Here is a 26,074-nt window from a genome sequence, read left to right on the forward strand (position 1 = left end):
TTGTAGTATGCTGCAGTAATATGGACTTCAAAATACAGTATATCACGCCGGATATCAAACTCTCCTGCTACGACGATAAGCCGTTTAAAACAGAAGTGCTATTTGATCAACACATGCTGGTGTGGTTTATATCCGGCGAAACAAAGATCATCCAGGGAGAAGCCAGCTACCTGTTCGGACCAGGGGATATCTTTTTAATCCCGAGAAACCAGTTAGCTACGGTTATTAACTACCCTAAAGACGGCCTTCCGCACAAAACGGTGGTCATGCACCTCTCCGCCGATCGCCTCAGGGAATTCTATGCCAACCTTGATATACAACCTAAGGCAGCGGTATGCGCTAAGATCCGCTGCTTTAACAATCATCCGCTGCTTAAAAGCTGCCTGGCTTCGGTGATCCCTTACTTCGACATGCAGGAACCATTCCCGGAGAACATCGCGGCCATAAAGATCAACGAAGCCATCAGCATATTGCGGGCGATAGATCCTGATATTGACCAGCTGCTGGCGAACTTCGAAGAGCCAGGCAAAATAGACCTGGTCACTTTTATGGAAAAGAACTTTATGTTTAACATGCCCCTTGCAAAGTTTGGTTATCTCACCGGCCGTAGCCTCTCTACTTTCAACAGGGACTTTAAGAAGCACTTTAATGTCTCACCCCAAAAATGGCTTACACAGAAAAGGCTGGAACTGGCACATTACGAAATAGGGGAGAAGAAAAGGAAGCCGGTTGACGTATACCTCGAAGTCGGATTTGAAGACCTCTCTCATTTTTCCTATGCTTTCAAAAAGCATTTTGGATATTCGCCAACCGGGCTGCAATAACATCGCTTATTTGGCAAAACCGTCTGCCTCAATGATAGCATCTGCAAAAGCTTTGGGCGCTTCCTGCGGAAGATTATGCCCGATGCCGCCTGTGATCGTGTGATGCGCATACTTACCGGTAAATTTAGCCGCGTATTTGGAAGGGTCCGGGTGAGGGGCGCCATTGGCGTCGCCTTCAAGGGTCACAGTAGGCACCGTGATAGCGGGCGCTGTTGCCAGTTTCTTTTCCAGCGCATCATACTTTGCCTCTCCGTGAGTGAGGCCCAGGCGCCAGCGGTAATTATCGATCACGATAGCCACATGATCAGGATTGTCAAATGCAGCAGCTGAACGGTCAAAGGTAGCGTCGTCAAAATGCCACTGTGGTGAAGCCGTCTGCCAGATAAGCCTGCTGAACTCCTTCCTGTTGGCGTCATACCCCTCACGGCCACGTTCAGTGGCAAAGTAAAACTGGTACCACCATGACAGCTCCGCTTTAGGTGGCAGCGGCGCTTTATTAGCCTGCTGGCTGCCGATCAGGTAACCGCTGACAGATACCAGGGCCTTCACACGCTCCGGCCATAATGCAGCTACGATGTCTGCATTGCGTGCACCCCAGTCAAACCCACCGAGCACCGCCTTGTCAATTTTCAGGGCATCCATGAAAGCAATAATATCTGCTGCCAGTGCGGATTGCTGTCCGTTTCTTGGCGTCTCGGCAGAAAGGAAACGGGTAGTGCCATAACCGCGCAGGTAAGGCACGAATACATGGTAACCCTTGGCGGCCAGCAAGGCTGATACTTCAGTATAACTATAAATATCATAGGGCCAGCCATGCAGGAGAATTACAGGCGTTCCGTTTGCCGGACCCGCCTCGGCGTAACCCACATCCAGTACACCCGCTTTGATCTGTTTGATCGGTCCTAATGGAGCAGGGCTCACAGGAGCGCTTTGATTTACAGTGTCGGTAGCTGTCATACCTTCAGCTTTTAATGGATTTGATATACTAAAGAAGCTTGCTGCTATTGTGAGGGCGGCTACGCTCAGAAAGCGACGGCGGCCGGTAGTTTTATTATTTTCCATGATCATATACGTTTTAACTTTTTTTAAACATTAGCCGGGTTAAATTCAGTAGCGGGATGGGTGTAGGTGGCAGGATACAATTTCCTGAACATGGTGTAAGTAACTGTTACCATAGTAAACGCAATAATTGCATCAATGGTTGACAGGAAATTCAGTACAGCCAGTTTGGAGAAGAATGCAAAGATGATGTCGAAGAAGATCCCTGCAAATACCCATTCCTTTAATCTGAGCAGCCGGTTAGGCGTTAAAAGCACGATGATACCGGAAAGCTTGGCAACACCAAGAATATAGATAAAGTGTGCGGGGTAACCCAGCTTTACAGTGATATCCCATACAACAGGATTGGTTGTAAGCTCGAAAAAGCCGCTTGCGCCAAACCATAATGATGTTAATACAGCGCCTGTCCAGTAAATTGCTTTTGTTGTTCTTAAGTTCATATCTCGTAGGGTTTTAAGTGATTTGATAGAACAAAGCTATTCTAAACCCTTCCGGTGGTCCAGCGGTAAAGGGTGAAATAGACAATTTGGAACCTGGAACGGGCAATTCCTGATTTTACTTAACTTCCATAAATCCCCTTAGCGGGCATAATGATGGAATTATAAACAAGAATATCAATGCTGGAAAAACTAAGAGCGCATATAGAAGAAATAGTGCCCCTGACGGATGATGAGTTTGCGCTTATAAGCCCTCACTTTACACCGAGGAAGGTAAGGAAGCACCAGTTCCTGATCCAGGAAGGCGATGGGGTGCACTACGCTTATTTTGTAGTGTCCGGCTTATTAAAGCTGGCGCATATTGATGCCAACGGTAAAGAGCACATATTGCATTTTGCCACGGAAGATTGGTGGGTGAGCGATTACCAGGCCTGGTTCAGGAAAACGAACGCTACCATGTCATTAGACTGCCTGGAAGATGCCGAAGTGCTTTGTATTTCACTGGAAGGGCATAAGCAGCTGATGGCCGCCCTCCCCAAGCTGGAACATTTCTTCCTGGAGAAATCGCATCTTAGTTATATAGCATCGCAGCAACGCATATTGTCTCTGCTCAGCACCAGCGCCAAAGAACGATACGAGCAGTTCCTGCAGCAGTATCCTTCACTGGTGCAGCGCGTGAACAAAACCCTCCTCGCTTCCTACCTGGGCATTTCCCGCGAAACGTTAAGCCGCTTATCGGTGTGATATATATCACGCCAAATTTGTGAGCCAGGTCCTGTCCGGATGATGGCGCGCTTCCCAACTTTGCGGTGAAGATTTTAAACAGCTTAAAAACACAAAGCAGTATGGAAAAGCGAATCATTAATCCCTGGCAATGGCAGGATGAACGCAGTTATGTACAAGCCGTCGAAGTGAAAGAAGTAACGAGCACGCTCTATTGTGCCGGACAGGCCGCCGTGCACGCCGATGGACGTTCAAGTACCGGCGACATGAGAACGCAATTATTACTGGCCATCCAAAACCTGGAGCAGGTGATCACCCAGGCGGGTTACGAATGCCGGAATATCGTACGGTTAAATATCCTCACCACTTCTTCAGAAGAGTTTTTTACCTGCTTTGATGCTCTCCAGGATTGGATAGCTCAACATGGCATTAAGCAGGCAAGTACTTTCTATGAAGTAAAGACCCTTTTTGAAACATTAAAAGTGGAACTGGAAGCTACCGTAGTGAAATAATGATGTAAAAGAAGTTATCAGGAGGCCTGGCACAATACCGGGCCTTTTGTACGTTTTACTGGACAGTTTTTGTAGTTTTGGTAAAGTGATCCGCTTTGATTAATCCTAAAACTATGCATACATCCAGTTTAACCACCAAACTTGTCATCCTTTTTTCCTGCTATGTTCTATTGAGCCAACAGCTCCTGGCCCATAATGGCACGGTAGGTTATGCCTACCCACTCGGAAAGATAACGGTGGACGGCAACTTCTCCGACTGGCCCAAAGATATCATGCAGTACAAGCTTGGGGTGACCGCTTCAGACACTAAACCTGTCAGCGACGCTGATTTCAGTGGCTCCTTCCGGATAGGTTATCGTGCAGAGGACCGTTCCCTATACGTAGCCCTGCAGGTAACCGATGATGATTTTATAGAAGATACCTCCGCCAATGTGCGCTGGAACTCACAGGACGGCCTTGAAATTTACCTGGATGCCCGCCACCTGCCCTTTGGGTCAGGCGTTGCTTCCTTTATGTACAGCAAGAAGCTGCGGAATACAAACAACGCTTATTACGATCCCTTTGCAAAAGATGCGAAGTGGAATATCATAGAAGTGGCCTACGTGAAGAAGGGAACTACCCGCTATTACGAGTGGCGCATCAACCTGGGAGACCAGTTCAAGGTGGGTAAATCCATCGGTATCGACTTCCAGGCCTTTGACCTGGATGCAGACAAGAGCTTTTCTTTCAATTCCTGGGGCGCCGGCGACATGAAATATGTAAACCCGCGCAGCCTTTCAGATGTGATATTGATGCCTGCCAAAGGCCGGCTCGCCACGCTATCCGGCAACATCGCATGGGATCATAAAATGAATGTACCGCTTCCGGGGAGGATCCGCCTGGTTGATACAGAAGATCCGCAATGCTGGGTGACCGCCGCTGTGGACAGCCCTGGCAATTACGCCGTACAAGTGCCCGCAGGAAAATATGCCATTGACTTTCCCGAACCTTATTTCCAACGACATGATACCGTATATGCCACAAAACAGGACAAGCAGGTCCTTGTTACTGTCCCTGCCGGAGGAAAGGCAACGGCATCAGCGATCATTCTTCCTGCTGCGCCTGCGCCAGATCTGATCCCCGGGAAAGGGGTGGCGCTGGATGGTTTTAATGAAGGGGTTGCCAAACAGATCGATCATTTTATCGAAACCTATCAGCAATATTATGAGATCCCCGGTGTTTCCTTTGCTTTGATAAGGGATGGAAAGCTGGTGTATCACCAAACCTACGGTGTTCGCAATACGTTTACCAAAGAACCGGTAGACAGCAATACCCTCTTTGAAGCCGCATCCGTTACCAAACCCGTGTTCTCTTTTGCGGTGCAACGCCTGGCGGAGCGCGGTGTGATCGATCTTGACAAGCCGCTATACCTTTACCTCCCTTACCCGGATATCGCATACGACGAGCGTTATAAGCTGATGACAGCCAAACATGTGCTGACCCATCGCACCGGCTTCCCAAACTGGCGGTCTATGAACCCCAATGGTAAGCTGGACCTGAAATTTACACCAGGTACAGATTACAACTATTCCGGTGAAGGTTTCGAATACCTTAAAATGGTGATCGAAAAGATCACCGGCAAGAAAGTGGAGCAGGTCTTACAGGAAGAAGTGATCCAGCCCATAGGGCTTTACCACACCTTCTTTTCCCGCAACGATTCACTCCGCCGCATGGTAGCCAACGGCCACTTCAACGGTCTGCCCAATTACGATGAGCTTCCCGAATCACCGGGCATGGCTTATTCCATGCATACAGAGGCAAAGATCTTTACCCGCTTTATGCTTTACATGCTCGAACAGAAAGGTCTGAAGCCTGCAACCTATGACAGCATGTTCACCAAACATTCCGACTTCCATTTTGATCCGGGAGAAGAAAAGCCTAAAGTACCCACCTACATGGGCATCAGCCTGGAAATACGGGAAACGCCCTATGGCAAATCTTTTGGCCACGGAGGAAATAACGGTGATTTTAAATGCAAGTTTGAGGTTTATAAGGATCTGAAGATGGGGTATGTGATCTTTACCAATTCTAATACTTCAGATGTGTTATTGAATGCGATCAGGCAGTTTTTAGTGGAGGGAAAAGAAAAATAGGTAAGCAGTCTCAAAGGCCCATGGAGATAACCTCTGAGACTGTTTATCTTCATTTGTTAAATGCAATCACAAAGCGTTTCTGCACGGGAGCAGGTAGAGCAGCTGGTCTCAGCGAGGGATGTTACACAAATGCGGAGCCCTTTTTCTTCTCTTGTCTTGGTTAAGCTTGCAACTTTGATTTTTGTCAGTTGGAGTTTTTTCTGTTTTTGAACCTTTTTCATAATGGATAGTATTTAAATAGTCCTCTCCTGTCTTCAGCCTGGGAAGCTATGCCGTGGAGTGGTTGTTCAGCATATAACAAAGGGTTTAACGTATATTTTCCTTCAGCAAGGTGTTTGTGGGTTAAGGAATTAACTGGTATCTACTAATTTATCGAATTTTCTTCAATATTAGAAAAAATATTTGGCCATTAAAAAACATCTTTATAGGTTTGCAGCGCAAAAAGTAATTCTAATATTCTCATAACAATAAAAATGCCTCGCTTTAAAAAATACAACGGATCAACAGCTTGCATGGCGCGTAGTCGCTATGTCAATTGCGGGGCTTCCTGGCTATTTTCCTGATAAAATTCCTATCAACAATATTAGCTCGAACCCCGCTCCAGCGGGGTTTTTTGTTGAAACAGATCCCCGCCTGCAGGGAATTTATACCCTACAATTAATACCTAAACAACAATGGACAATTTATTTACACGGCCCATAATGGCTGCCGATAAACTATTCGACACTCACTACATCGATATACGTAACCTGTACCTGCAAATGTTCCAGCAGCTACCGGACTTGCATTTTATGAATTCCGTAGATGGAGAAAAGGCTTTTGCTGCTTTCTGTGAAAAGTATCAAAGCATGATCGAAAGCATTCATACTTATCGCTGGTATAAACGAACAAAGAAGAAGTACCTGTTCGACAGGACCATCCTGATACTGAAAAATAACAGCATTGTAGAATTTGATGACAACTACTGCGAGATACTGCACAATGGCCGTCAGCCAGATTTTGTACAGGAAGTAACGGAGCTGGTCAACCAGTATAAAGAGAAACAACGCAAACAGCCTTTTGAGATCAGCCTGATCGTAAAAAAACAGGAGGGCCTCGTTTTGAAACCCATGGAGATCAAACGCACCCGGCTGGATCTTTCGTTGTTCTACCCGGACGACTTTATAGCTACCGATGAGATCATCCGCAAAAGGCTGAGCCAGAAAAATGATAAGGGCATTGTACTCTTACACGGTTTACCCGGAACAGGGAAAACAACCTATTTGCGCTACCTCATCGGGAAAATTAAGAAGAGGGTATTATTCTTATCGCCTAATACAGCTGGCGACCTGATGGATCCCGGCTTCATAGAGCTGATGATCGCCAACCCCAACACGGTGGTGATCGTGGAAGATGCGGAGAATATTATCATGGACCGCAAGCTGAATAGCAGTTCCGCAGTATCTAACCTGCTGAACATATCTGATGGCTTGCTGGCAGACTTCCTGAACATACAGCTGATCTGTACCTTCAACAGTTCGCTCACCATGATAGATAGCGCACTGCTGCGGAAAGGCCGCCTCATTGCCAGGCATGAATTCGGCAAGCTCCCGGTTGATAAGGCGCAGCGCCTCAGCGATCACCTGGGCCATAACACCATCATAGACCAGCCTATGACGCTTGCAGAGATCAGCAACCAGAAAGAAAGAACGATGAGTCAACAGCCAAAAGAAATCATAGGGTTCAGAAGAGCAGGCCTGATAGAGGCGTAAAAAGAGTGAAAATATTCGTATTATAACGGAATAGATTTAATATGAATTATTGTAGCACTTTATTGATCGTCTTACTTTGCACAGCCCGGTATTTTAATGTCTCAGCGCAGGTTGCACAATTGCCTACGCCATGGACAAACGAAGCAACGCAGGCAGCTGTTCCGCTGTCCGAATATCCCAGGCCCCAGTTACAAAGGGACGAATGGATGTGCCTGAACGGCAAATGGGATTACCAGGGCGGTAAAGGAACGGCTGCCGGGCTTCATCCACAGGCGCCTGCGTCATTTGAGAATGTTCATGAAAAGATCCTGGTGCCATATTGCCCTGAGTCTTTTTTATCCGGTATCCAGCGGAAGCAGGAGATAAATATGTGGTACCGGAGAACATTTGAGATCCCCGCAGCCTGGAAAGGCAAACAGATCATTCTGCACTTCGGTGCCGTTGATTATAGCGCTACGGTGTTTATAAATGGGAAAAGAGCCGGAACGCACGAGGGAGGCTACGATGCATTTAATTTCAACATCACGCCGTTTTTAAAAAGCGGATCCAATACGCTGATTGTTGCAGCACAGGACCTGAATGATGGCAGAACTCCTTCGGGAAAAAATGGCCCCCGTGGCGACTATACCTTTACTTCCGGCATTTGGCAAACAGTATGGCTGGAGCCTGTAAGCAACAACTATATAAAGAACATCCGCCTACTTCCTGATGTGGATGGCAAGCGTTTAAAAGTACTCGTTAACAGTGATAAAGCCACCAAAATAGTAGCAACGGCTTCCGACGGCCATAAAACGGTTTCCCAGGCAGACGCTGTGGCAGGCACTTATTTTTATCTGCCCATCGAAAAACCCTTATTATGGTCGCCTGATACACCTTTTTTGTACGATCTTAAGTTAACATTGTACAATTCCGATGGTAGCATCGCAGACGAAGTAAAAAGCTATTTCGGAATGCGTGATATAAAACTTGGTAAGCTAAACGGTGTTATCAGGCCGCTTTTAAACGGCAGATTTCTTATGCAGTTGGGGCTGTTAGACCAGGGCTACTGGCCGGATGGGGTACTGACGGCGCCAACCGAAGACGCACTGAAGTCTGATATTTCATTCACAAAGAAAGCAGGCTACAACCTTATCAGGAAACATATGAAAACCGAACCGCAACGTTTTTATTACTGGGCCGACAAGCTCGGGTTATTGGTTTGGCAGGATATGCCCGCTATCTGGTATCAGCATGAAGACACAGCGGTTGCCCGGAAAGCCTTCCGCCAGGAGCTAAAAGCAATGATCGATGAACATTACAATTCTCCCTCCATTATCACCTGGGTACCTTTCAACGAGAACTGGGGCGCATTCGATGTGAAAGAAATCACCGATTGGGTGAAAGCCTATGACCCCTCCCGGCTGGTGAACGGCAATTCAGGATTTAATAATAATCCAGACTATCAAAAGCCTTATGGTGATCCGGGTAACGGCGATTATGTAGATACCCATATTTATGTAGGCCCCTACAAAGCATCCGTACCAGACGATAAGCGGGCAGCCTCACTAGGTGAATTTGGCGGCGTTGGATTGTTTACCCGCGGACATATGTGGCCTGTTGAGAATAATGCCTATGCTTATGAACCCACCCAGGCTGCGCTGACAGACCGCTACGTTCTTTTACTGGAGCAGGTGGAGCAGCTGATGAAATACAAAGGGCTCAGCGTTGCCATTTATACCCAGACAACAGACGTGGAGCATGAAGTGAATGGCTTGCTGACCTATGATAGAAAGGTGGAAAAGATGCAGCTGGATAGGATAAAGGAGATTAACCAGGCGGTCATAGATGAATCCAGGAAAATGAATAACCAGGATCATTAAACGCTCAAAAATCCCCTTTTGCCATGAAAAGGGCTGCCGGATTTCTGATTACCTTTAAAGATAACAGCCAGATATGTTTTATTTTCTAACTTAAAATTCGCATCATGAAAAAAAGAACGGAAAAGAAACTGACCTTAGGCAAGATCAAGATTGCTCACCTGAGCGCTTCTGCTCAAGCTGTACCGGTAGACGGTAATAAAGCCCCTACCAACGGTGTCAGTGTTTGTACCTGTACCTTCTATAAGTGTTCAGGAGCGCCGGCTTGCGATACGGACGCCTGTATGTAGCGTATGACATTAGAAAGCCGGGCACATTGTGCCCGGCTTTTTTATGCCGATATCTTTCCTGTGACCCCACAGGTACGTTTTTCGAACTTTTTATGGAATATTTAAAGGGGCTTGCAAGTATAGCTGTTTGATAGCTAGTTATTTACGAGCCTTTTTGTGCATGAACGCCCCTGTATAATTATATTGAATAACCGAAGCTCAACATTCCCGCGACGGTGGATCACACAGATTTGCATTGCCGGTTTTGTGTTTTTGTCTGGCGCTCCGGTTTATCTGCCCTCTTTTTTCAGAAAAAACAGTTAAAACTGTGATTTTTTGGATCTCACGACGAATCATGAGTAAAGCACGTCAACCAGCAATAAATGGACACAAAGCCCGATAAGGAGAAGTTCATGGAGCTCATGGAGCAAAATAAAGGGATCATTTTCACGATCTGTAACTCCTATTGCAAGAACAGGAATGATATCGATGATCTCTCGCAGGACATCGTTTACAACTTATGGAAGTCGTTTAACAGCTATAACACTGATTTAAAGTTCAGCACATGGATGTACAGGGTTGCGTTAAATGTGGCTATTTCATTTTACCGGAAAGGAAAAAGGCTGGGAAGTAAAGTTGTTTACAATGAACAGCTCATCCAGTTTGAGACAGATAATGGTTACGAAGAAGCGGAGGATCTAACGCTGTTGTTCAATTTCATTAGCACGTTTAAAGACACGGACAAATCGATCATTTTACTGTACCTCGAAAACAAAACTTATAAAGAAATAGCTTCTATTGTCGGTATCTCGGAAACAAATGTCGCCACCAGGATAGGCCGTATCAAAGAGCGACTAAAATCTGATTTTCAAACTGCTCAAAACAAAGATTATGGAACTAAATGAAATCAAATCTATGTGGCTGTCTTATGAAAATAAACTCCAAAGCGCGCTGAAGCTTAACCGGCATTGCCTTGAATTCATTCTGACCCAAAGACTGCGTTCACAACTTATCCCTTTGCTTTGGCATCGGATCATAGAAGTTGCATTACACATATCCGCAGCGGCGCTGCTACTCATATTTATCATCAAAAATTTATCCGGTCCTCTTTATGTTATGTCGGCAGGCATGTTGCTGGTATTTTATACAGTAGCAATAGTTATGTGCTTCAAACAAATTAAGGCGATAAGAAGGATCGACTACAGTAAAGATATCGTGACCATTCAAAGTTTGCTGGCGATGCTGCAGACTCATTTGCTTAATCATGCACGCGTGGCAGCACTATGTATTCCTGCTTTTCTTGCATATCCAATGGTAGTGTCCAAAGCGATCAGGGACTTTCATCTTACCGGGCTGCAATTTATGGACATTCAAAACGGCTATACGGGCGACTGGTGGTCGGTTCAGTTTAAGATCACTATTGTGCTCATTCCGCTTTGTATCTGGTTCTATCGCGAAACATCATACAAAAATATTAATAAGCATTGGGTAAAGCTGTTCATTCAAAAAACATCGGGTACACGCGTGCGAAAGGCAATAGAGTTTGTAAACGAAATTGAAGAACTGAAGCGCGAAGCGTAACGCTATTGAAAGCCAGAAGTTGGGAACATGCTTGTTAAACGGTTAAGTTGGGGGGTAAGGAATTAATTATGCTTACTAATAAAAATTCGTTCAGTGTTGAAGATTCCGTCGCAGAAAATAGGGGATAGTGGACGTATCGCTGGAAAAAATGGGACAAGCTTCTGTCGAAGACTTGTCCCACTAGTGACCCTGTAGGGACTCGAACCCTAGACCCGCTGATTAAGAGTCAGCTGCTCTACCAACTGAGCTACAGAGTCTTAACTTCCCGTTTACATTCAAACAGGGTTGCAAATTTAATGCGTTGATCTAAAATTCACAAAAGTTATTTAACTTAAATAAAAAAACCGGACTTTTTTTCTGGAAAAAGGAGCATAAAGCATGGAAACAGCATATATAGTCGCAGGATACCGCACCGCTGTCGGCAAAGCCAAACGCGGCGGATTCCGTTTTTACCGGCCGGACGACCTGGCCGTAGACGTCATCACCGGTCTCCTGAAAAGCGTTCCCCAGCTGGAACCTCATCGTGTAGACGATCTCATTGTAGGTAACGCCGTTCCCGAAGCCGAACAAGGCCTGCAAATCGGCCGCATGATATCGGTAAGGGCCCTCGGCGAAGGTGTTCCGGGTATGACCGTTAACCGTTATTGCGCTTCCGGCCTCGAAACCATCGCTATCGCTACGGCCAAAATCCAGTCAGGCATGGCCCATTGCATCATCGCCGGCGGTACAGAGAGCATGAGCCTGGTGCCCACGGTTGGCTGGAAAACCGTTCCCAACTACACGGTAGCCAGCACCACGCCCGACTACTACCTGGGAATGGGCCTCACCGCTGAAGCCGTAGCCAAGGAATTCAATGTATCCCGTGAAGATCAGGATGCATTCGCCCTCAGGTCTCACCACCGGGCCATCGAAGCCATCCGGAACGGCTACTTTAAAGAAGGTATACTCCCCATCAACGTAGAAGAAGTATACGTAGATGAGAAAGGCAAAAAACAAAAACGTACCTACACCGTAGATACCGACGAAGGCCCCCGTGCAGATACATCGCCCGAAGCCCTCGCCAAACTGAAACCGGTATTCGCTGCCGGTGGATCGGTAACAGCAGGTAACTCTTCCCAGACATCCGACGGCGCCGCCTTTGTGATCGTCATGAGCGAAACCATGGTGAAAGAGCTGGGCCTTAAACCTATCGGCCGCCTCGTAGCTTGCGCATCCGCAGGCGTACATCCCCGCATCATGGGGATCGGCCCTGTGGCCGCTGTGCCTAAAGCCCTGAAGATCGCGGGCAAATCCCTCCAGGATGTGGGCCTGGTAGAGCTGAACGAAGCTTTCGCTTCCCAGTCCCTTGCCGTGATCCGCGAACTGGGCATCGATCCCGAGATCGTAAATATCAATGGCGGCGCCATCGCCCTGGGGCATCCCCTCGGTTGTACCGGCGCCAAACTCACTGTTCAGATCCTGAGCGATCTCAAACGTCTGAACAAAAAGTACGGCCTGGTAACGGCTTGTGTAGGCGGCGGACAAGGCATCGCCGGATTGATAGAACGCATTGATTAATACTAGTGAATAAAATCAAGAGGGTGTGTATTGACACACCCTCTTTTATTTGAATATCTTCCATACCTTCCCTTCAGCAACTGCGGTAAATTTTACTCACACACCTACATTATCCCCCCGGATATCGTCTAAATAACGTGTAAATAACGTATCGATATAGTATCTCTATAAAGAGTTACTATATCGATACTATATCGTTACTATATCGTTACTTTATCCGGGAATGTAAGTGCAATTGTCCGGTCCTGAACCAGCTATTTCTGCGTGTATTCCGCACCCGCCCCTAACTGCAAGATCACCTCCAGGCCCAGTGCCGGATACTTTTCCTTAATCTTCGCCACAAACGCCTCCTTATCAGCCGATGTAGCCCTGGCTTCATCATAAAAATGCAGGTAATCCTTCATAAACGCCAACGCAGCTGCATCATCCTCTTTTGACGGATCTTTATGCCCCGCCACTACCTTCGCAGGATGCAGCGCCGCAATCTTGTCCAGCACTTTTACCCATTCCTGGCGCTGTGCTTTATTCGTCTCCCTCGTCCACGGATAGATGCCGTTGTAAACAACGTCACCTGCCACCACTGTTCGAATAGCAGGGATATATACGTAAGAGTTATGCGTATCATCCCCCTGCACCGGGCCATAAATTTCCAGCTTCTTTCCTTCCAGCAGAATGGTATTCCCTTTTAAAGCCTCCGGTATCACCACGGCATCCGCTAAATTATCCTTATACATACCTTTCCATTCCTTCACCTTTTCCTGCCATGACTCCCTGATCTCTTTAACCGTAGCGGGTAGCGCTACAAATTTTGCGTCCGGGAAAGCCTGCTGGATGATCGTAGATCCAAAGATATGATCCGGGTGCCAGTGCGTAATATATACGGTGGTAAGATGCTTGCCGCTTTTCCTGATTTCCTCAACCACCTTTTGTGCTTCAGAGACCAGGAACTGTGCATCTATCAATACCGCATCCTTTTCGCCGCTTACCAGGGTAGAAGTTACCCGGAAACCGGCTCCAGACCCTACAATAGGTTGTACCTGCAACTGTGCCCTGGCTGTAACGCCAGAAAATGCGATCAATCCCGTCAGTAATAATTTTGTCTTCATTGTTTGTTACTGTTTTGTAGTTAGTTACTTTTGGAGAGTCAAAGGTAAAAGGCTACTGGATTGCTGACAAGAAGGCACTTGAAGATCAGTCACTTACCTGCAAGTGACTATTGTTGATTATCAACATGATGACATGATAAAAAGTTTAGAAATATTTGCACAGGCAGAGAATTGCCCCGTTCGTAATGTACTGGACCGCTTCGGCGATAAATGGTCCATCCTCGTGATCATCATCCTTGGAGACTATGGTCCCATGCGCTTCAACGCCCTCAATAACACCATCGGCGATATCTCCCAGAAAATGCTCACTGTTACCCTCCGTACCCTGGAAGCGGACGGGCTGGTACTTCGTACGCTCTATCCCGAGATCCCGCCACGGGTGGAATACGAGCTGACAGACCTGGGGAGGAGCCTGCTGCCCCTCATTGGGTCGCTGCAGCAATGGGCCCTGCAGCATATGCCTGCCATCATGGAGAACAGGAAAAAAGCGGCAATGAAAACGGCACAGTGAAAATAAGCACTATCACTGCAGACAATCTATCCACGCAGAAGAGAGTAAGGTTAATCCCTTTGGGGTATCCGGGTGAATGCCATCCGGCATCCAGTTCGCCAGCGCATCATCTTTACTCGCATCCAGGAAAAGCTGGTAATAGGGAATAAAAGTGGCGTTGAACTCTTTGGCCAGCAGCCTTACAATTTTCCTGTATTCGTGAAACCTCGTCTGCAGGCTGGAATAATTAGCAATATTGGATAAAAGGAATGGTTCGCAGATCACCAGCTTTGCTTTAGGAAGACCGCTCCTGGTACTGGTAAGGATCTTGCGGTAATTTTTATAATAATCGGCAGGGGTGAGCCCAACCTGGAGATCATTAATGCCGATCAGGATATTGATCACATCAGGCTTTAAGGCCAGGCAGTCTTCATGCCACCTGTCTACAAGATTAAATGTTTTATTACCGCCAATGCCGCGGTTGTATATTGACAGGTTTTTATACTCATCCTTAGAGAAGAAATAATCCGCCGTTTTTCGAACAAACCCCGAGCCCAGCCCTGTATTAGGCAAAGGCGTATTCCTGTCCCGGCCCGAATCCGTGATCGAATCACCTATGAATAAAACAGTATCACCGGGAAGGAGCGTGAGATTTGTATTAAAGCTTTCTGTGAATATAGTTTCGGAGCCGTCATATACTGGCTTGACAGCTGTCTTTCTTTTCGAACATCCAAGCAGGATCATACCACCCAACAACATTGTTTGCTTGACAAAAACACGGCGTGACGGGGACATTGTTTGTGTTTTGAAATATTATACTTTTTTTAGTGCTGCTTCGCTATGTGTCACTAAGTTAGTTAAATTATTGAAGTACCCCTAAAACCGGACACTCTTGTACGAAAGCGGACAATCCATCATCTAACAGAAATGTATATTATTTTGATTATCATTCCTGTATAATTCTGGCACTTCCTTAGTGCAGCCATCATATTATGCTCAGGAACTACCTTCAGATCGCCTTGCGGAATCTGCTTAGGAACAAGCTCTTTTCCGCCATCAACATATTCGGACTGGCCATTGGCCTTACCTGCTGTATGCTGCTCTTGTTATACATCCGCAGTGAGCTCATGTTCGACAAACATCACCAGCATGCATCCGACCTCTATTTGCTGAAAAGCACCGCAAGCCCGGCTTCCGGGGGCGACAAGCACGACTACATTACCATCTCGGCGCCCTATGCCCCCACCCTGAAAGCTACTTACCCGGAAGTGTTGGAAGCCACCAGGATCTGGGAGAACGTGGTGGATTCCAAAACCCTCCTGCAGATCCGCGAACCGGGTAAGCCTGTCCGTTCCTTTTATGAAACCCGCGCTTTCCAGGCAGACTCCAACTTCTTCGACGTCTTTACCTACCGATTCATTGAAGGCAGCGCCCATACCGCCCTGCGTGAACCTAATGCCATCGTGCTCTCTGAACCCGTGGCCCGTAAGCTGTTTGGTAATGCCCCGGCGCTGGATAAGACCATCTCCGTAAGCGGTAATACCGGTAACGGTGAGGTGTTTAAAGTAACAGGCGTATATAAGGATGAAAGCCATCGCTCGCATATAGACGCCCGTATTATTGTACCGATGTCCGCTGGCTGGGTAGGCGGTTTCCTGCGCAAAGGCTCCCTTAATTTTTCCTTTAACAACATGTTTGTTACCTATCTGCGTCTGCGCCCCGGCACCGATCCTAAACAGCTGGAACGCAAGTTCCCGGCATTCATGGAGCAATACGCCAACAAGGACCTGAAAACCGCCGGCTTTAACAAAACCATCTCGCTGTTACCCATCACGGCTATTCATCTGTACGACAAAGTGAATACCATCGTTACCCCCACCAGCAGTAAAACGTACCTCTACATATTGGGCAGCATTGCCGTATTCATCCTGCTGATTGCCTGCATTAATTTTATGAACCTGGCCACCGCACGCTCCGCCAGACGTGCGGCCGAAGTAGGTATCAGGAAAGTCATGGGTGCAGAAAAAGGCGCCCTGGTAAGACAGTTCCTGGGAGAATCTGTTATACTTGCTATGATCTCATTGGTACTGGCCCTGGGGCTGGTGGCAGTAGCCCTGCCTTTATTCAATCAGCTTACCGGTAAAACGCTGGCCGCAGGCACACTGCTGGAGCCTGGTATCATCAGCGCATTCATTGGCCTGGCGTTAATTACAGGCCTGCTTGCAGGCAGCTATCCCGCATTTTATCTCTCCGTCTTTAAACCGGTGGAAGTATTAAAAGGCCGCTTCGTGAATTCCATTTCTGCGATCGCATTACGCAAGGGATTGGTAGTATGCCAGTTCGTTGTGTCAATAGGACTGGTACTCGCCACGCTGATTATCCAGCAGCAGATGGAGTACCTCCGTAACCGTCCCCTGGGATTTAATAAAGATCAGCAGGTGGTTATTCCCCTGCGTACAGACGAATCACATAATGCCTACGCTACGTTGCGCCAGGAGATCCTAAGCAGCAACCTGGTACAGGGCGCCGAAGGAACAGGATATTACCCCGGTATTTTCAACGCTTCCGACTTTACGCTGCACCGGCCCGATCAACCTGTAGATGAAGGGCAAACAGTAAAAACCAACTGGGTGTCTCCCGATTACCTGCAGATGATGGGCTTCGAGTTAAAAGCCGGCCGGCTGTTCTCCCGGCAGTTCATGGGCGATACCGCCAACAGGATGGTGGTGAACGAAACTACGCTAAAGAAGCTCGATATCCCCCTGGATAAAGCCATCGGCCAAAAGCTGATGTGGAACCGCCCCGGGCAGGATGAGCACGTGGAGACATTTGAGATCGTTGGCGTTGTAAAAGATTTTAACTTCCAGGATCTGCATCATCCTATTCAACCCTTTACCTTTTTCCTTGGCGCCGGCGATTATTATAATTACCTCATTGTGCATGTGAACAGCGCTAATATGGAAAAGGCCCTGAGCTTCCTCAACCGCAAGTGGAACGCACTTTGTCCCAATGAGCCGTTCGAATACACGTTCCTGGATGAGGACTTCCAACGCAACTATCACGCAGAATCCCGTACGGCTGCCATCGTTAGCTGGTTTACGGGTATCTCCATATTCATCTCCTGTCTGGGCCTCTTTGGCCTCGCCGCCTTTGCTGCACAGCAGCGTACCCGCGAGATCGGTATCCGCAAGGTACTGGGCGCTTCTATCATGAATATCACTGCTTTGCTGTCCAAAGATTTTGTAAGACTGGTGATCATCGCCATGCTTATTGCCAGTCCTTTAGCCTGGTATCTTATGCACCGCTGGCTGGGCGCATTCGCTTACCAGGTAAGCATCAGCGCATGGATCTTTGTTGCCGCAGGCGCCTTTGCCGTTATCATTGCCCTGGCTACTGTAAGTACACAGGCCATCCGGGCCGCGGTCATGGATCCTGTGAAAAGTTTGCGTTCAGAATAATAAATAAGCACAAGCATATAGGGAGGGCCGGGAAATGCATGCGAAACGGATAGCTGAATCCTGGAATCAGCGTTAGCACACTGGAGCGTTTTAAAAGTATGAGCGCGTAATTGATCTGTATATTGATTAATAAAAAATGGCTTTAGCGAACTGGCTAAGCCTGATCTTGCCAGGAATATTCCTAAGAATAAATACTTACCGTATATTTGGTGCTTATTATCCACCTCTTATGCTAAAACAAGTACTTAGAGAACTATTCCACAGAGACCTTGGCAAACTAAAAAACGAGATTGGCGCTTACAAGAATGAAGAAAAACTTTGGTACATAGAAAAAAACATCGCCAATTGCGGCGGTAACCTTTGCCTGCATCTTATTGGTAACCTGAATGCCTATATCGGGGCCGAGCTGGGTAAAACCGGCTATGTGAGGGACAGGCCCCTTGAATTCTCCGCTAAAGATGTACCACAATGGCAACTACTGCAGATGATCGATGACACGGCAGCGACAGTAGACACAGCACTTGAAAAACTAACAGATCAGGATATGGAAAGTGAATATCCGCAACTCGTATTTGAGCAGAAAACCTCTACCGGGTACTTCCTGACACACCTGGCCACGCACCTGACTTATCATCTCGGACAGATCAACTATCACAGAAGGTTGTTGGATGAAGCGTGAGCTTTTATCAGGGCAAACATAACTTTAAATTAATAACCAAAATCAAAAATACGCCTTATCATTGCGCCCGATTTCATAAGAGTTGGTAGCGAAAGCTGCCCTGTTCTATCAAAACTATATGGGGATTAATGTCATGAAAAGCAATGTCCCGGGCCTTTTACATTTATCGCGTCATCGTTATTTGCACAAAAATTTTTACACTAAGAAAAATTGAATTTGCCTATGAACGTTCGTTTTCTCTTTATGGTAGCTGTATGGCTTTCCGTCGTTAGCCTCTCCATGGCTAATGCGCCATACCATAGCACATATGAACAGGCTGCCCAGCAGGAGCCTGTCAAGGGAGTTGTTGTCGGTACAGACGGCACGCCCATTCCTGGTGCCACTGTCAGGTCGCTTTCCTCCAAACGTGTAGTGACCACCAACGAGCGTGGTGAGTTCACTATTGAAGCGGCCAAAGGCGAAAAGCTGGCTATCTCATTTATTGGTTACGACCAGCAGCAGGTAACCGTTAGCGGCTCATCCCTGCGCATCACGCTGTCAGGAAGCAGCAGCCAGCTCGGTGAGGTAGTAGTAGTGGGTTACGGTAGCCAGACCAAAGCCGACGTAACCGGCGCATTAACCCAGTTAAAAGCAGATAACATAAAACAGGGGGTAAATATCTCCGTAGATAACCTGCTGCAAGGCAAGGTATCCGGCGTACGTATTGCCCAGTCCAGCGGGGAGCCTGGCGCCGGTGTGGATGTGTACATCCGCGGTGTAGGTTCTATCCGCAGCGGTAGCACGCCGCTCTTCGTAGTGGACGGTGTGCCCCTGTCTAACGATAACGTAAGTGCTGCCGGTCCTAACTTCGGCCTCGGCAGCTCAGAGCCTAAGAACCCGCTGAACTTCCTCAATACCAGTGATATCGAGACCATTACCATCTTGAAAGATGCCTCTGCCGCAGCAATCTACGGCGCCCGTGGCTCTAACGGCGTGGTATTGATCACCACCAAACGCGGTAAGAAAGGAGATCCTACCCTTACATATGATATGTACGTAGGCACTTCTTCCGTTATCAAAAAGATGGACGTGCTTTCTGCAGACGAATACCGTAAGGCAATTAAGAACCCTGCCTATGACCACGGTGGCAATACCGATTGGCAGGACGTGATCTATCGTAATGGCTTTGTACAGAACCACAACCTGTCTTTCGCCAAGTCAACCAACACAGGTAATTACCTGGCTTCTCTTTCCCGTCTCGACCAGGACGGCATCGTAGAAAAGAGCAGCTTCAAAAGAACGACCGCCAGGCTCAATGCCGAAGAATCTTTCTTCGACAACAAACGCCTGGTAGTTAAAATGAACCTGACCGCCAGCGACATCCAGGAGACTTCCATCCCCAACGGCAATACCGCTGGTTCAGACGGTCAGCTAATCATCCACGCCCTGATGGCTAATCCTACCAGGTCTGTGTATGACTCAACCGGTAAGTATACCAACTTCAACATGAATGCGCACTATAACCCGGCTTACCTGCTGAGCATTTATGATGATAAGACCAATACCTTCCGCGTATTAGGTAATATCGAAGCTACCTTGAGGCTGTTACCCGGACTGACCTACCGCTTTAACTACGGTGTAGACAAGTCTACTTCAGAGCGTAATTCCACTATTTATCCCAATATCACAGACCGTACGCCGCTGGGCGCTTATGTACAGAACAACCTGTCATCATTAACCACATTGGTGGATCATTACCTTACCTACAATAAGTCCATCAACAAACATCAGTTTGAAGTGCTGGGAGGTTTCTCTTACCAGAAGTTCTCTTTCTCTGGTACAGCCTTCGGTGTACAGGGTATTGCAGCACAGGGTACCGGTGTTGCGCCTGAATATAATCCCGGCTATTCCGGAACATCCAGCGCTCCAAGCGGTTATGCCCAGGAGAATGAGCTGCAATCCTACTTCGGCCGCGTAAACTATAACTACGACAACAAATACCTGTTGACGGCCTCTCTCCGTGCAGACGGTTCTACCCGGTTCGGTAAGAACAACAAGTACGGTTACTTCCCATCCTTTGCATTGGGTTGGACCCTCTCCCGTGAAGATTTCATGAAGGACCTCAAAGCCATCAGCGATCTGAAGCTGCGCGCCAGCTGGGGACAAACCGGTAACCAGGAAGTGCCGAATAAGATTACACAAGCCAGCTATTCATTATCAACCGGCTCAGGTTATTACATGTATGACGATCACACCATCATTAACGGCGTGACTGTAAACCGTACCGCCAACCCCGATCTGAAATGGGAACTGGTAGAGCAGTACAACATCGGTGTAGACTTCGATTTCTGGAGCAGTAAGCTCTACGGCTCACTGGAGTATTACAACAAAACCACCAAAGATCCCATTCTGAATATTCCTTCTGAACCGCTTAGTCCTACCACCACTGTATGGAAGAACGTTGACGCGCGTATTATCAACAAAGGATTTGAATTCATGCTGGGATCCCGGCTGATCAACACCAAAGACCTGACCTGGTCTGTTGACGTGAACGGATCTACACTGTCTAACGTTATCAAAGATCTTCCGGTTTCTGAGCTGTACTCAGGCAGCATCTCCGGTCCTGGTCTTTCCGATGTGAATGCCAATATCTATAAGAATGGCTATGCAGCAGGTTCTTTCTTCATGCTGAAACACCTCGGTTATGACAAAGATGGTAAAGACATCTTCGAAGATAAAAGCGGCGATGGCCTTATCAACGCAAACGACAGGCAGATCTTCCAGGGCGCTCTTCCCAAATTTAACTTCGGTTTCAACAGCCAGCTGCGTTACAGGAAGTTTGACCTTTCTGTTTCGATGATCGGCCAGACAGGTGGATACCTGGTTAACAACACCGCGCTGGACCTGAACATCAACAGCCTTGCATCAGACCGTAACGTGCTGAGGAAGTATTACGCCGCCAAGGCAAATATTGCCAATGCTGTGCAGCTGTCATCACTGTACCTGGAGAAATCTGATTTCGTTCGCCTGAACAATGTTCGCCTGGGATATACCTTCTCTTTCCAGCAGGTACCCTGGATGCAGTCTTTCAATTTATATGTAAGTGCACAGAACCTCGTTACCCTCACTGGTTATTCCGGTTACGATCCGCTGGTGAATACCACGAAGACGGTAGGAGGGAACCAGTCACTGGGTGTTGACTACGCCACTTATCCGGCTGCAAAAACATTCCTGGTAGGCGCAACCATTAAATTCTAATCCATCGAGCTATGAGAATTAAGACAACACAACTACATAAAATAACTTGTGCATTCCTCACCCTTGCTATGGTGAGCTGTACAGACCTGAAAGAAGACGTGATCGACGAAGTGCTGGGTAATAACAATGCCAACCCGGAAAACGCACTGGCCGCAGCCTACGGACAAATGGGCGACGGTACTTTTGTGGATCACGGCAGCGTGTTCGCCCTGCAGGAATATACCACCGACGAAGCCCTGTTGCCTACCCGTGGCAGCGACTGGGGCGACGGCGGTAAATGGCGCGCCATCCACGAGTTTACCTGGGCGCCGGACAACGCGGTGGTTACTACCACCTGGAACCAGCTGAACGCCGGTATCACCAAATCACTGACAGCTATCACCACCATTAATAACGCCGGTGACGTAGCCAACAAAGCGCAGCTGATGGCGGAAGCCAAAGCCATGCTGGCATTCTACACCTACCACACGCTGGACCTTTTCGGCCAGGCGCCTTACCGCGACCCGCTGAAGGCCGACGCCCCGCTGGAACCAAGGGAAGCAGCTACCGCCATCGATGAGCTGATCAAGGAAGTAGAATCGCTGATCCCGGATCTGGCTGACCTGGGGCAGAACCGCACCCACAACGGACGTTTCACCAAACAGGCTGCGCAGGCCTTCCTGGCAGATATGTACCTGAACCGTGCTGTATTCAAGGCCCGTTACTTTCCTGGTTTCAACTTCTCTGAGCCAGCAGTTGACAACAGCGGCACTGATATGGACAAGGTGATTGCTTACACTACACAGCTCATCAACTCCGGACGTTTCAGCCTGGAAACAAACTATTTCAGGAATTTCGATATCGATAATAACGGCAGGCCCGAACTGATCTTCGTCGTTTCCCAGGACATTAACAACGTGCGTAACAGCGATAACGACTTCGCCTATATGCCGATGGAGCGGAACCAGAAGCCTTCACCCTTGAACCGCGGTACCAACGCATCCTGTATCACTCCTGAGTTCTACCACACCTGGGATGGTAATCATGATGATCCCCGCTTCCACCGTTGCTACCAGTACGACGATGGCACCTGGTTCAAGAACGATGGTACAGACGTGAGCGTGCCCGCTACCAGCTTCGTAGTAGGCGGTACCAACCAGGTATGGTTCCACTTTAACCGCGGCATGCAGGACAGTGTGCAGTACGGTCCCAACCTGTTATCATCTACCAACACCTTTGAACGTACGCCCGATGGCCGTATCAAAGTGGTAAAGCTGTATTGCGAGAAGAATACTTCGCAGGTAATGGACTTTACGCCTGAGCTGAATTTCGATAATCCCAGCCAGGCGGTGTTCACACAGGCGCAGATCAACCGCGGTGTTCGTCCTTTCAAATATGAGTTTGATCCGGAGAAAGATAATGGTACCAGCAATGTAGACATCCCGCTGTATCGCCTGGGTGGCATTTATTGCATGCGCGCTGAGGCTTATTTCCGCAAAGGCCAGGTTGACCTGGCGCTGGCGGATATTAACAAGCTGCGTACTACCAGGACCCGCGAAGCGTTGTATAATAACGCTCCGGGTAAGGCACTCACTGGCCCGCTGACAGCACAGATGCTGTACAACGAGACAGGTTTTGAGATGTATTGGGAAATGTATAGAAGGAAGGCGGCGATACGCTTTGGTAAGTTTGAGGCGGCGTGTACGGCAAAGCCGGTGTCACAGCCTACGCGGAGGGTTTTCCCGATCCCGCAGTCTACGATGGATGCGACGGATATTTTTGTGCAGAATGAGGGGTATTGAGCCTGAAGCAGGTACATGATCAATAATGTAAAGAAGCCGTCTTGGAAGAGACGGCTTCTTTGCGTTTGGGAGCCAAAATTTCTATAAACGTTATAATCGCTCTATATTCTCTTGAATTCGCTGGAGTAAGTCCTCAAAAGGTGGTTGGCCTTTGTAATAAAGGCTTTTAGTAGCCTCGTATCGTTCTTTAAACCTTTTGCGCAGCTCTGGTGAGCTAAGATGAAGTGCTTCACTCTCAGCAATAACTGCTCCTTTGTCCTTGCCAATAAAACGAGCCTGTTTATGTCTTATATACTCTTCAGTATCAATAAATTCCTGTACTAATGGGTTGTTAAGCAAACAATAAATATCATAGTATTGTCGCATTAAATTAGGTTTCTCTTGTCCCTTTTCCTGTTCAACGCGAAATTTTGTTACGATAGTCTGTAGCTTTTCAACAAAAGTATATCCAGGATGATAGCAAGCTACATCTACAGCCCGGTTATCATCAGTTATGATATTGCTGCCGGCAGCACGATCATATGCCCATGAACTGATAGTTAAACTGGTATTAGGAGTTACTGTATCAAATCCGACTTCGAGAAGAATGCCTTCTTTCGCTCCTTTTACTTTGTCGCTAAAACTTTCATAAAACAATCTAATCCCGCCGCTATTATAGGTCTTTTCATTGTCAAAGGCAGTATCGCGCACGACCGAGCTAATTCCCTCAATTTTGATTTGCTCAGCAAGCCAGTTATAGTATTGTTTCCTTGATTCCACCGCATCCTTTTTGATATTCTTTGGATCACTTGTGACTCCTAGATCATTTGGTGGATATATTTGAATGTCGATATCTTCTGAAAATCTGTCAATGATACCATAGCCTTTAGATAATGAAGTTCCTCCCTTCATTACAAATGAAAAGCCTTGCTTTTTCAAACCATACAAAACATGCATGATCCAATAGTCCTTTTCAATAAGACCAGCATAAATTCCCGTTTCTGCTTCTAATATCCTTAAGAGGTCTGGAAAATTTGTATGTGTATGAAGAAACTTAGGGGCCATGAGCAATATTTTCTGCTAGTGTAACATGGGAGCCAATAGAGCTTTAGCTTTAGTACTACCGTAACTATTTAAAGACTGCTTTAGATGTCTGGCATCCATTGATGTTACTTTTGTCAAAATATTTTTTAGAAGCTGCTCTTTATCCTCTGCTAAGCTATCCAAGTTATTGAGCAAATCTACTAGCAAAAATTCTTGAGTGAGCTTTTTAGGAAAACGATGCTTGGCATGGAAAAAATAATTTCTGCCGCCTAATTGAAATTCGCCATGCCTTTTGTGATTATACACAATACGCTTATTGTACAATTGAGTTGTTCCTACTCCCAGACTATTATAGGCATTGGGAGAGGTAAGCAAAAATTTATCGTCTTTTAGAAAAGAACGAACTACCGCCTCTTCATCGGGAGGAGCGGCACCAAAGACGGTTTTTTTTGGAACATAATATAAACCAGGAGCCAACTTTTCGAGAAATCCTTCATCTAGGAGTGTGGCAAGATGACGATCAACAGCACTGGTCCATTGAGCTAGTTCAGCACGGCGATAAACCCTACCTTGCTTTAAATGCTTTTTAAGCTCTTGTAACTTTTTCATTTTCTCTTATCTCCTATTACAAATATAGTGTAAAATGTGCCATTTTGCAAGAAAATGAATTTAATATTCATGCAATTATGCTTCATAAAATATTGATTTGTAATAACTTTTCATCCATCGCTCTGTATCCAAGGGGCAAATATCGATATGACACATTGCATGCCAAAAGGGTTGAAACTATATCAGAATACGTTTTATATGCTCCATTTCAATTTTTACCTGTTAACCTCCTTTTATTGCACCAGGTCACACCGGAACATTATGGTTAATCGAGGCCTCACCTCTATAGTGGCCAACTACTTTATAAATCCCTTGTATCGCATCATCCATGAAAGTAATCGGATTTGAAGGAGTGTTTACCTGAATAAAGGAAATACCGTTCTCCTCTTTTTCCGCTTTTCCGATTTGGAATTTAGGTCTTGTCTCATCATCCAAAGACAAGAGGTAAAGCAGTCCCGGATCAATATCCCTAATAGTTAGTAGATCCCCACAGAACAGGTAATCCCCCTTCATAAAGCTTGGTTCCATACTTTGATCCACGATTTGAATCCCGAATTCTCCCGCCGGACATATGTCTTTTGGAAATAAAAGAACTGGCTTCGGATACGTTTCCTGGCTCGGAAAAGGAAGGGTTATATTGTCAAAGACTGGTATATGAGAAATATAGACGCCTCTTTCTTTAAATAGCATAAGTTGCTCAGGAGAATATTTTGTGGGATCGACAATAACAATCGGCTCTAATTTTGTTGAGGTGAATAAATCAATGCCTAGTACAGCTTTACATGCTTCATAAAATTCAATTGGCCCCTGCCTTCTTTCTGATTCATAACTTCCATAGGTTACTCTTTTAAAACCTAATTTGTCAGCGAGGTCCTGTTGGCTTTTCTTCCGGCTTTTCTTGACAGCCTTGTCTTTTAGCACTTGCTCTCTAACAAATGATAGGATGTCTTTAACTGAGGGCATTGAAAAGCAATACGATACGATATAGTT

General features: G+C 46.9%; 22 protein-coding genes and 1 tRNA gene. 15 read left to right on the forward strand and 8 right to left on the reverse strand.

The features are described from left to right. Positions 1 to 20 precede the first annotated feature (20 nt). Entirely contained in the window at positions 21 to 824 is an 804-nt protein-coding gene (locus tag ACR9Y8_RS21770; RefSeq protein ID WP_481215367.1) for a helix-turn-helix domain-containing protein, read from the forward strand. 6 nt (positions 825 to 830) lie between these two features. Here the strand turns inward: ACR9Y8_RS21770 and ACR9Y8_RS21775 are convergent, their stop codons facing one another. Next, the gene (locus ACR9Y8_RS21775) at positions 831 to 1,886 is read right to left on the reverse strand and encodes an alpha/beta fold hydrolase (RefSeq protein ID WP_481215368.1); all 1,056 of its coding nucleotides are present in this window, start codon (positions 1,884 to 1,886) and stop codon (positions 831 to 833) included. Between the two features lie 23 nt (positions 1,887 to 1,909). After that, complete coding sequence (locus tag ACR9Y8_RS21780) at positions 1,910 to 2,323, reverse strand: DoxX family protein (protein ID WP_481215369.1); 414 nt, start codon at positions 2,321 to 2,323, stop codon at positions 1,910 to 1,912. A 177-nt stretch (positions 2,324 to 2,500) separates the two neighbouring features. Here ACR9Y8_RS21780 and ACR9Y8_RS21785 point away from each other — a divergent pair, with 177 nt between their 5' ends. The 8 genes from ACR9Y8_RS21785 (at position 2,501) to ACR9Y8_RS21820 (ending at position 11,144) form a co-directional block, all read left to right on the forward strand. Continuing rightward, a complete protein-coding gene (locus ACR9Y8_RS21785) occupies positions 2,501 to 3,064 on the forward strand; it encodes a Crp/Fnr family transcriptional regulator (protein ID WP_481215370.1) in 564 nt (187 codons plus the stop codon). 101 nt (positions 3,065 to 3,165) lie between these two features. Continuing rightward, on the forward strand, positions 3,166 to 3,555 hold the full coding sequence (locus tag ACR9Y8_RS21790; RefSeq protein WP_481215371.1) for a RidA family protein: 390 nt from the start codon (positions 3,166 to 3,168) through the stop codon (positions 3,553 to 3,555). 113 nt (positions 3,556 to 3,668) lie between these two features. Continuing rightward, complete coding sequence (locus ACR9Y8_RS21795) at positions 3,669 to 5,687, forward strand: serine hydrolase (protein ID WP_481215372.1); 2,019 nt, start codon at positions 3,669 to 3,671, stop codon at positions 5,685 to 5,687. Between the two features lie 674 nt (positions 5,688 to 6,361). Next, positions 6,362 to 7,438 carry an AAA family ATPase gene (locus tag ACR9Y8_RS21800; protein WP_481215373.1) on the forward strand — a complete coding sequence of 359 codons (1,077 nt, stop codon included), beginning with the start codon at positions 6,362 to 6,364 and terminating at the stop codon, positions 7,436 to 7,438. Between the two features lie 41 nt (positions 7,439 to 7,479). Further along, on the forward strand, positions 7,480 to 9,297 hold the full coding sequence (locus ACR9Y8_RS21805; protein WP_481215374.1) for a glycoside hydrolase family 2 protein: 1,818 nt from the start codon (positions 7,480 to 7,482) through the stop codon (positions 9,295 to 9,297). Positions 9,298 to 9,401: 104 nt separating this feature from the next. Then, on the forward strand, positions 9,402 to 9,584 hold the full coding sequence (locus tag ACR9Y8_RS21810) for a hypothetical protein (protein WP_481215375.1): 183 nt from the start codon (positions 9,402 to 9,404) through the stop codon (positions 9,582 to 9,584). A 362-nt stretch (positions 9,585 to 9,946) separates the two neighbouring features. Further along, positions 9,947 to 10,468 carry an RNA polymerase sigma factor gene (locus tag ACR9Y8_RS21815; RefSeq protein ID WP_481215376.1) on the forward strand — a complete coding sequence of 174 codons (522 nt, stop codon included), beginning with the start codon at positions 9,947 to 9,949 and terminating at the stop codon, positions 10,466 to 10,468. Then, positions 10,455 to 11,144, forward strand: coding sequence for a hypothetical protein (locus ACR9Y8_RS21820; RefSeq protein ID WP_481215377.1), 690 nt, complete (start codon positions 10,455 to 10,457; stop codon positions 11,142 to 11,144). The genes ACR9Y8_RS21815 and ACR9Y8_RS21820 overlap by 14 nt, the downstream gene beginning before the upstream one ends. A 184-nt stretch (positions 11,145 to 11,328) precedes the next feature. Here ACR9Y8_RS21820 and ACR9Y8_RS21825 read toward each other — a convergent pair. Next, positions 11,329 to 11,401, reverse strand: a tRNA-Lys gene (locus ACR9Y8_RS21825). A 121-nt stretch (positions 11,402 to 11,522) separates the two neighbouring features. On the opposite strand from ACR9Y8_RS21825, the gene ACR9Y8_RS21830 reads away from it, so the two are divergent. Continuing rightward, entirely contained in the window at positions 11,523 to 12,701 is a 1,179-nt protein-coding gene (locus ACR9Y8_RS21830; RefSeq protein ID WP_481215378.1) for a thiolase family protein, read from the forward strand. Positions 12,702 to 12,955: 254 nt separating this feature from the next. Here the strand turns inward: ACR9Y8_RS21830 and ACR9Y8_RS21835 are convergent, their stop codons facing one another. After that, positions 12,956 to 13,807, reverse strand: a complete 852-nt coding sequence (locus tag ACR9Y8_RS21835; protein ID WP_481215379.1) for an MBL fold metallo-hydrolase — start codon at positions 13,805 to 13,807, stop codon at positions 12,956 to 12,958. A gap of 133 nt (positions 13,808 to 13,940) precedes the next feature. Here ACR9Y8_RS21835 and ACR9Y8_RS21840 point away from each other — a divergent pair, with 133 nt between their 5' ends. After that, complete coding sequence (locus ACR9Y8_RS21840; RefSeq protein ID WP_481215380.1) at positions 13,941 to 14,318, forward strand: winged helix-turn-helix transcriptional regulator; 378 nt, start codon at positions 13,941 to 13,943, stop codon at positions 14,316 to 14,318. Positions 14,319 to 14,330: 12 nt separating this feature from the next. Here ACR9Y8_RS21840 and ACR9Y8_RS21845 read toward each other — a convergent pair whose 3' ends face one another. Beyond that, the gene (locus tag ACR9Y8_RS21845; protein WP_481215381.1) at positions 14,331 to 15,092 is read right to left on the reverse strand and encodes an SGNH/GDSL hydrolase family protein; all 762 of its coding nucleotides are present in this window, start codon (positions 15,090 to 15,092) and stop codon (positions 14,331 to 14,333) included. Between the two features lie 197 nt (positions 15,093 to 15,289). Between ACR9Y8_RS21845 and ACR9Y8_RS21850 the strand changes: the two genes are divergently transcribed. From ACR9Y8_RS21850 to ACR9Y8_RS21865, 4 genes are all read left to right on the forward strand, one after another. Further along, complete coding sequence (locus ACR9Y8_RS21850) at positions 15,290 to 17,755, forward strand: ABC transporter permease (RefSeq protein ID WP_481215382.1); 2,466 nt, start codon at positions 15,290 to 15,292, stop codon at positions 17,753 to 17,755. A 229-nt stretch (positions 17,756 to 17,984) separates the two neighbouring features. Beyond that, the gene (locus ACR9Y8_RS21855) at positions 17,985 to 18,434 is read left to right on the forward strand and encodes a DinB family protein (protein ID WP_481215383.1); all 450 of its coding nucleotides are present in this window, start codon (positions 17,985 to 17,987) and stop codon (positions 18,432 to 18,434) included. Between the two features lie 222 nt (positions 18,435 to 18,656). Continuing rightward, the gene (locus tag ACR9Y8_RS21860) at positions 18,657 to 21,671 is read left to right on the forward strand and encodes a SusC/RagA family TonB-linked outer membrane protein (protein WP_481215384.1); all 3,015 of its coding nucleotides are present in this window, start codon (positions 18,657 to 18,659) and stop codon (positions 21,669 to 21,671) included. Between the two features lie 11 nt (positions 21,672 to 21,682). After that, positions 21,683 to 23,452 carry a RagB/SusD family nutrient uptake outer membrane protein gene (locus tag ACR9Y8_RS21865; protein ID WP_481215385.1) on the forward strand — a complete coding sequence of 590 codons (1,770 nt, stop codon included), beginning with the start codon at positions 21,683 to 21,685 and terminating at the stop codon, positions 23,450 to 23,452. A 90-nt stretch (positions 23,453 to 23,542) separates the two neighbouring features. Here the strand turns inward: ACR9Y8_RS21865 and ACR9Y8_RS21870 are convergent, their stop codons facing one another. The 3 genes from ACR9Y8_RS21870 to ACR9Y8_RS21880 form a co-directional block, all read right to left on the reverse strand. Further along, positions 23,543 to 24,496 carry a nucleotidyl transferase AbiEii/AbiGii toxin family protein gene (locus ACR9Y8_RS21870; protein WP_481215386.1) on the reverse strand — a complete coding sequence of 318 codons (954 nt, stop codon included), beginning with the start codon at positions 24,494 to 24,496 and terminating at the stop codon, positions 23,543 to 23,545. A 15-nt stretch (positions 24,497 to 24,511) separates the two neighbouring features. After that, positions 24,512 to 25,084 carry a DUF6088 family protein gene (locus ACR9Y8_RS21875; protein WP_481215387.1) on the reverse strand — a complete coding sequence of 191 codons (573 nt, stop codon included), beginning with the start codon at positions 25,082 to 25,084 and terminating at the stop codon, positions 24,512 to 24,514. Positions 25,085 to 25,330: 246 nt separating this feature from the next. Next, complete coding sequence (locus tag ACR9Y8_RS21880; protein ID WP_481215388.1) at positions 25,331 to 26,047, reverse strand: hypothetical protein; 717 nt, start codon at positions 26,045 to 26,047, stop codon at positions 25,331 to 25,333. Between the last annotated feature and the right edge of the window lie 27 nt (positions 26,048 to 26,074).

This window comes from Chitinophaga sp. SVR4-12A (assembly GCF_056754765.1).

Bases quoted from the DNA above. Each gene is read 5' to 3' on its own strand.
- ACR9Y8_RS21770 (WP_481215367.1), top strand. From the start codon at position 21: ATGGACTTCAAAATACAGTATATCACGCCGGATATCAAACTCTCCTGC.
- ACR9Y8_RS21775 (WP_481215368.1), bottom strand. From the start codon at position 1,886: ATGGAAAATAATAAAACTACCGGCCGCCGTCGCTTTCTGAGCGTAGCC.
- ACR9Y8_RS21780 (WP_481215369.1), bottom strand. From the start codon at position 2,323: ATGAACTTAAGAACAACAAAAGCAATTTACTGGACAGGCGCTGTATTA.
- ACR9Y8_RS21785 (WP_481215370.1), top strand. From the start codon at position 2,501: ATGCTGGAAAAACTAAGAGCGCATATAGAAGAAATAGTGCCCCTGACG.
- ACR9Y8_RS21790 (WP_481215371.1), top strand. From the start codon at position 3,166: ATGGAAAAGCGAATCATTAATCCCTGGCAATGGCAGGATGAACGCAGT.
- ACR9Y8_RS21795 (WP_481215372.1), top strand. From the start codon at position 3,669: ATGCATACATCCAGTTTAACCACCAAACTTGTCATCCTTTTTTCCTGC.
- ACR9Y8_RS21800 (WP_481215373.1), top strand. From the start codon at position 6,362: ATGGACAATTTATTTACACGGCCCATAATGGCTGCCGATAAACTATTC.
- ACR9Y8_RS21805 (WP_481215374.1), top strand. From the start codon at position 7,480: ATGAATTATTGTAGCACTTTATTGATCGTCTTACTTTGCACAGCCCGG.
- ACR9Y8_RS21810 (WP_481215375.1), top strand. From the start codon at position 9,402: ATGAAAAAAAGAACGGAAAAGAAACTGACCTTAGGCAAGATCAAGATT.
- ACR9Y8_RS21815 (WP_481215376.1), top strand. From the start codon at position 9,947: ATGGACACAAAGCCCGATAAGGAGAAGTTCATGGAGCTCATGGAGCAA.
- ACR9Y8_RS21820 (WP_481215377.1), top strand. From the start codon at position 10,455: ATGGAACTAAATGAAATCAAATCTATGTGGCTGTCTTATGAAAATAAA.
- ACR9Y8_RS21830 (WP_481215378.1), top strand. From the start codon at position 11,523: ATGGAAACAGCATATATAGTCGCAGGATACCGCACCGCTGTCGGCAAA.
- ACR9Y8_RS21835 (WP_481215379.1), bottom strand. From the start codon at position 13,807: ATGAAGACAAAATTATTACTGACGGGATTGATCGCATTTTCTGGCGTT.
- ACR9Y8_RS21840 (WP_481215380.1), top strand. From the start codon at position 13,941: ATGATAAAAAGTTTAGAAATATTTGCACAGGCAGAGAATTGCCCCGTT.
- ACR9Y8_RS21845 (WP_481215381.1), bottom strand. From the start codon at position 15,092: ATGTCCCCGTCACGCCGTGTTTTTGTCAAGCAAACAATGTTGTTGGGT.
- ACR9Y8_RS21850 (WP_481215382.1), top strand. From the start codon at position 15,290: ATGCTCAGGAACTACCTTCAGATCGCCTTGCGGAATCTGCTTAGGAAC.
- ACR9Y8_RS21855 (WP_481215383.1), top strand. From the start codon at position 17,985: ATGCTAAAACAAGTACTTAGAGAACTATTCCACAGAGACCTTGGCAAA.
- ACR9Y8_RS21860 (WP_481215384.1), top strand. From the start codon at position 18,657: ATGAACGTTCGTTTTCTCTTTATGGTAGCTGTATGGCTTTCCGTCGTT.
- ACR9Y8_RS21865 (WP_481215385.1), top strand. From the start codon at position 21,683: ATGAGAATTAAGACAACACAACTACATAAAATAACTTGTGCATTCCTC.
- ACR9Y8_RS21870 (WP_481215386.1), bottom strand. From the start codon at position 24,496: ATGGCCCCTAAGTTTCTTCATACACATACAAATTTTCCAGACCTCTTA.
- ACR9Y8_RS21875 (WP_481215387.1), bottom strand. From the start codon at position 25,084: ATGAAAAAGTTACAAGAGCTTAAAAAGCATTTAAAGCAAGGTAGGGTT.
- ACR9Y8_RS21880 (WP_481215388.1), bottom strand. From the start codon at position 26,047: ATGCCCTCAGTTAAAGACATCCTATCATTTGTTAGAGAGCAAGTGCTA.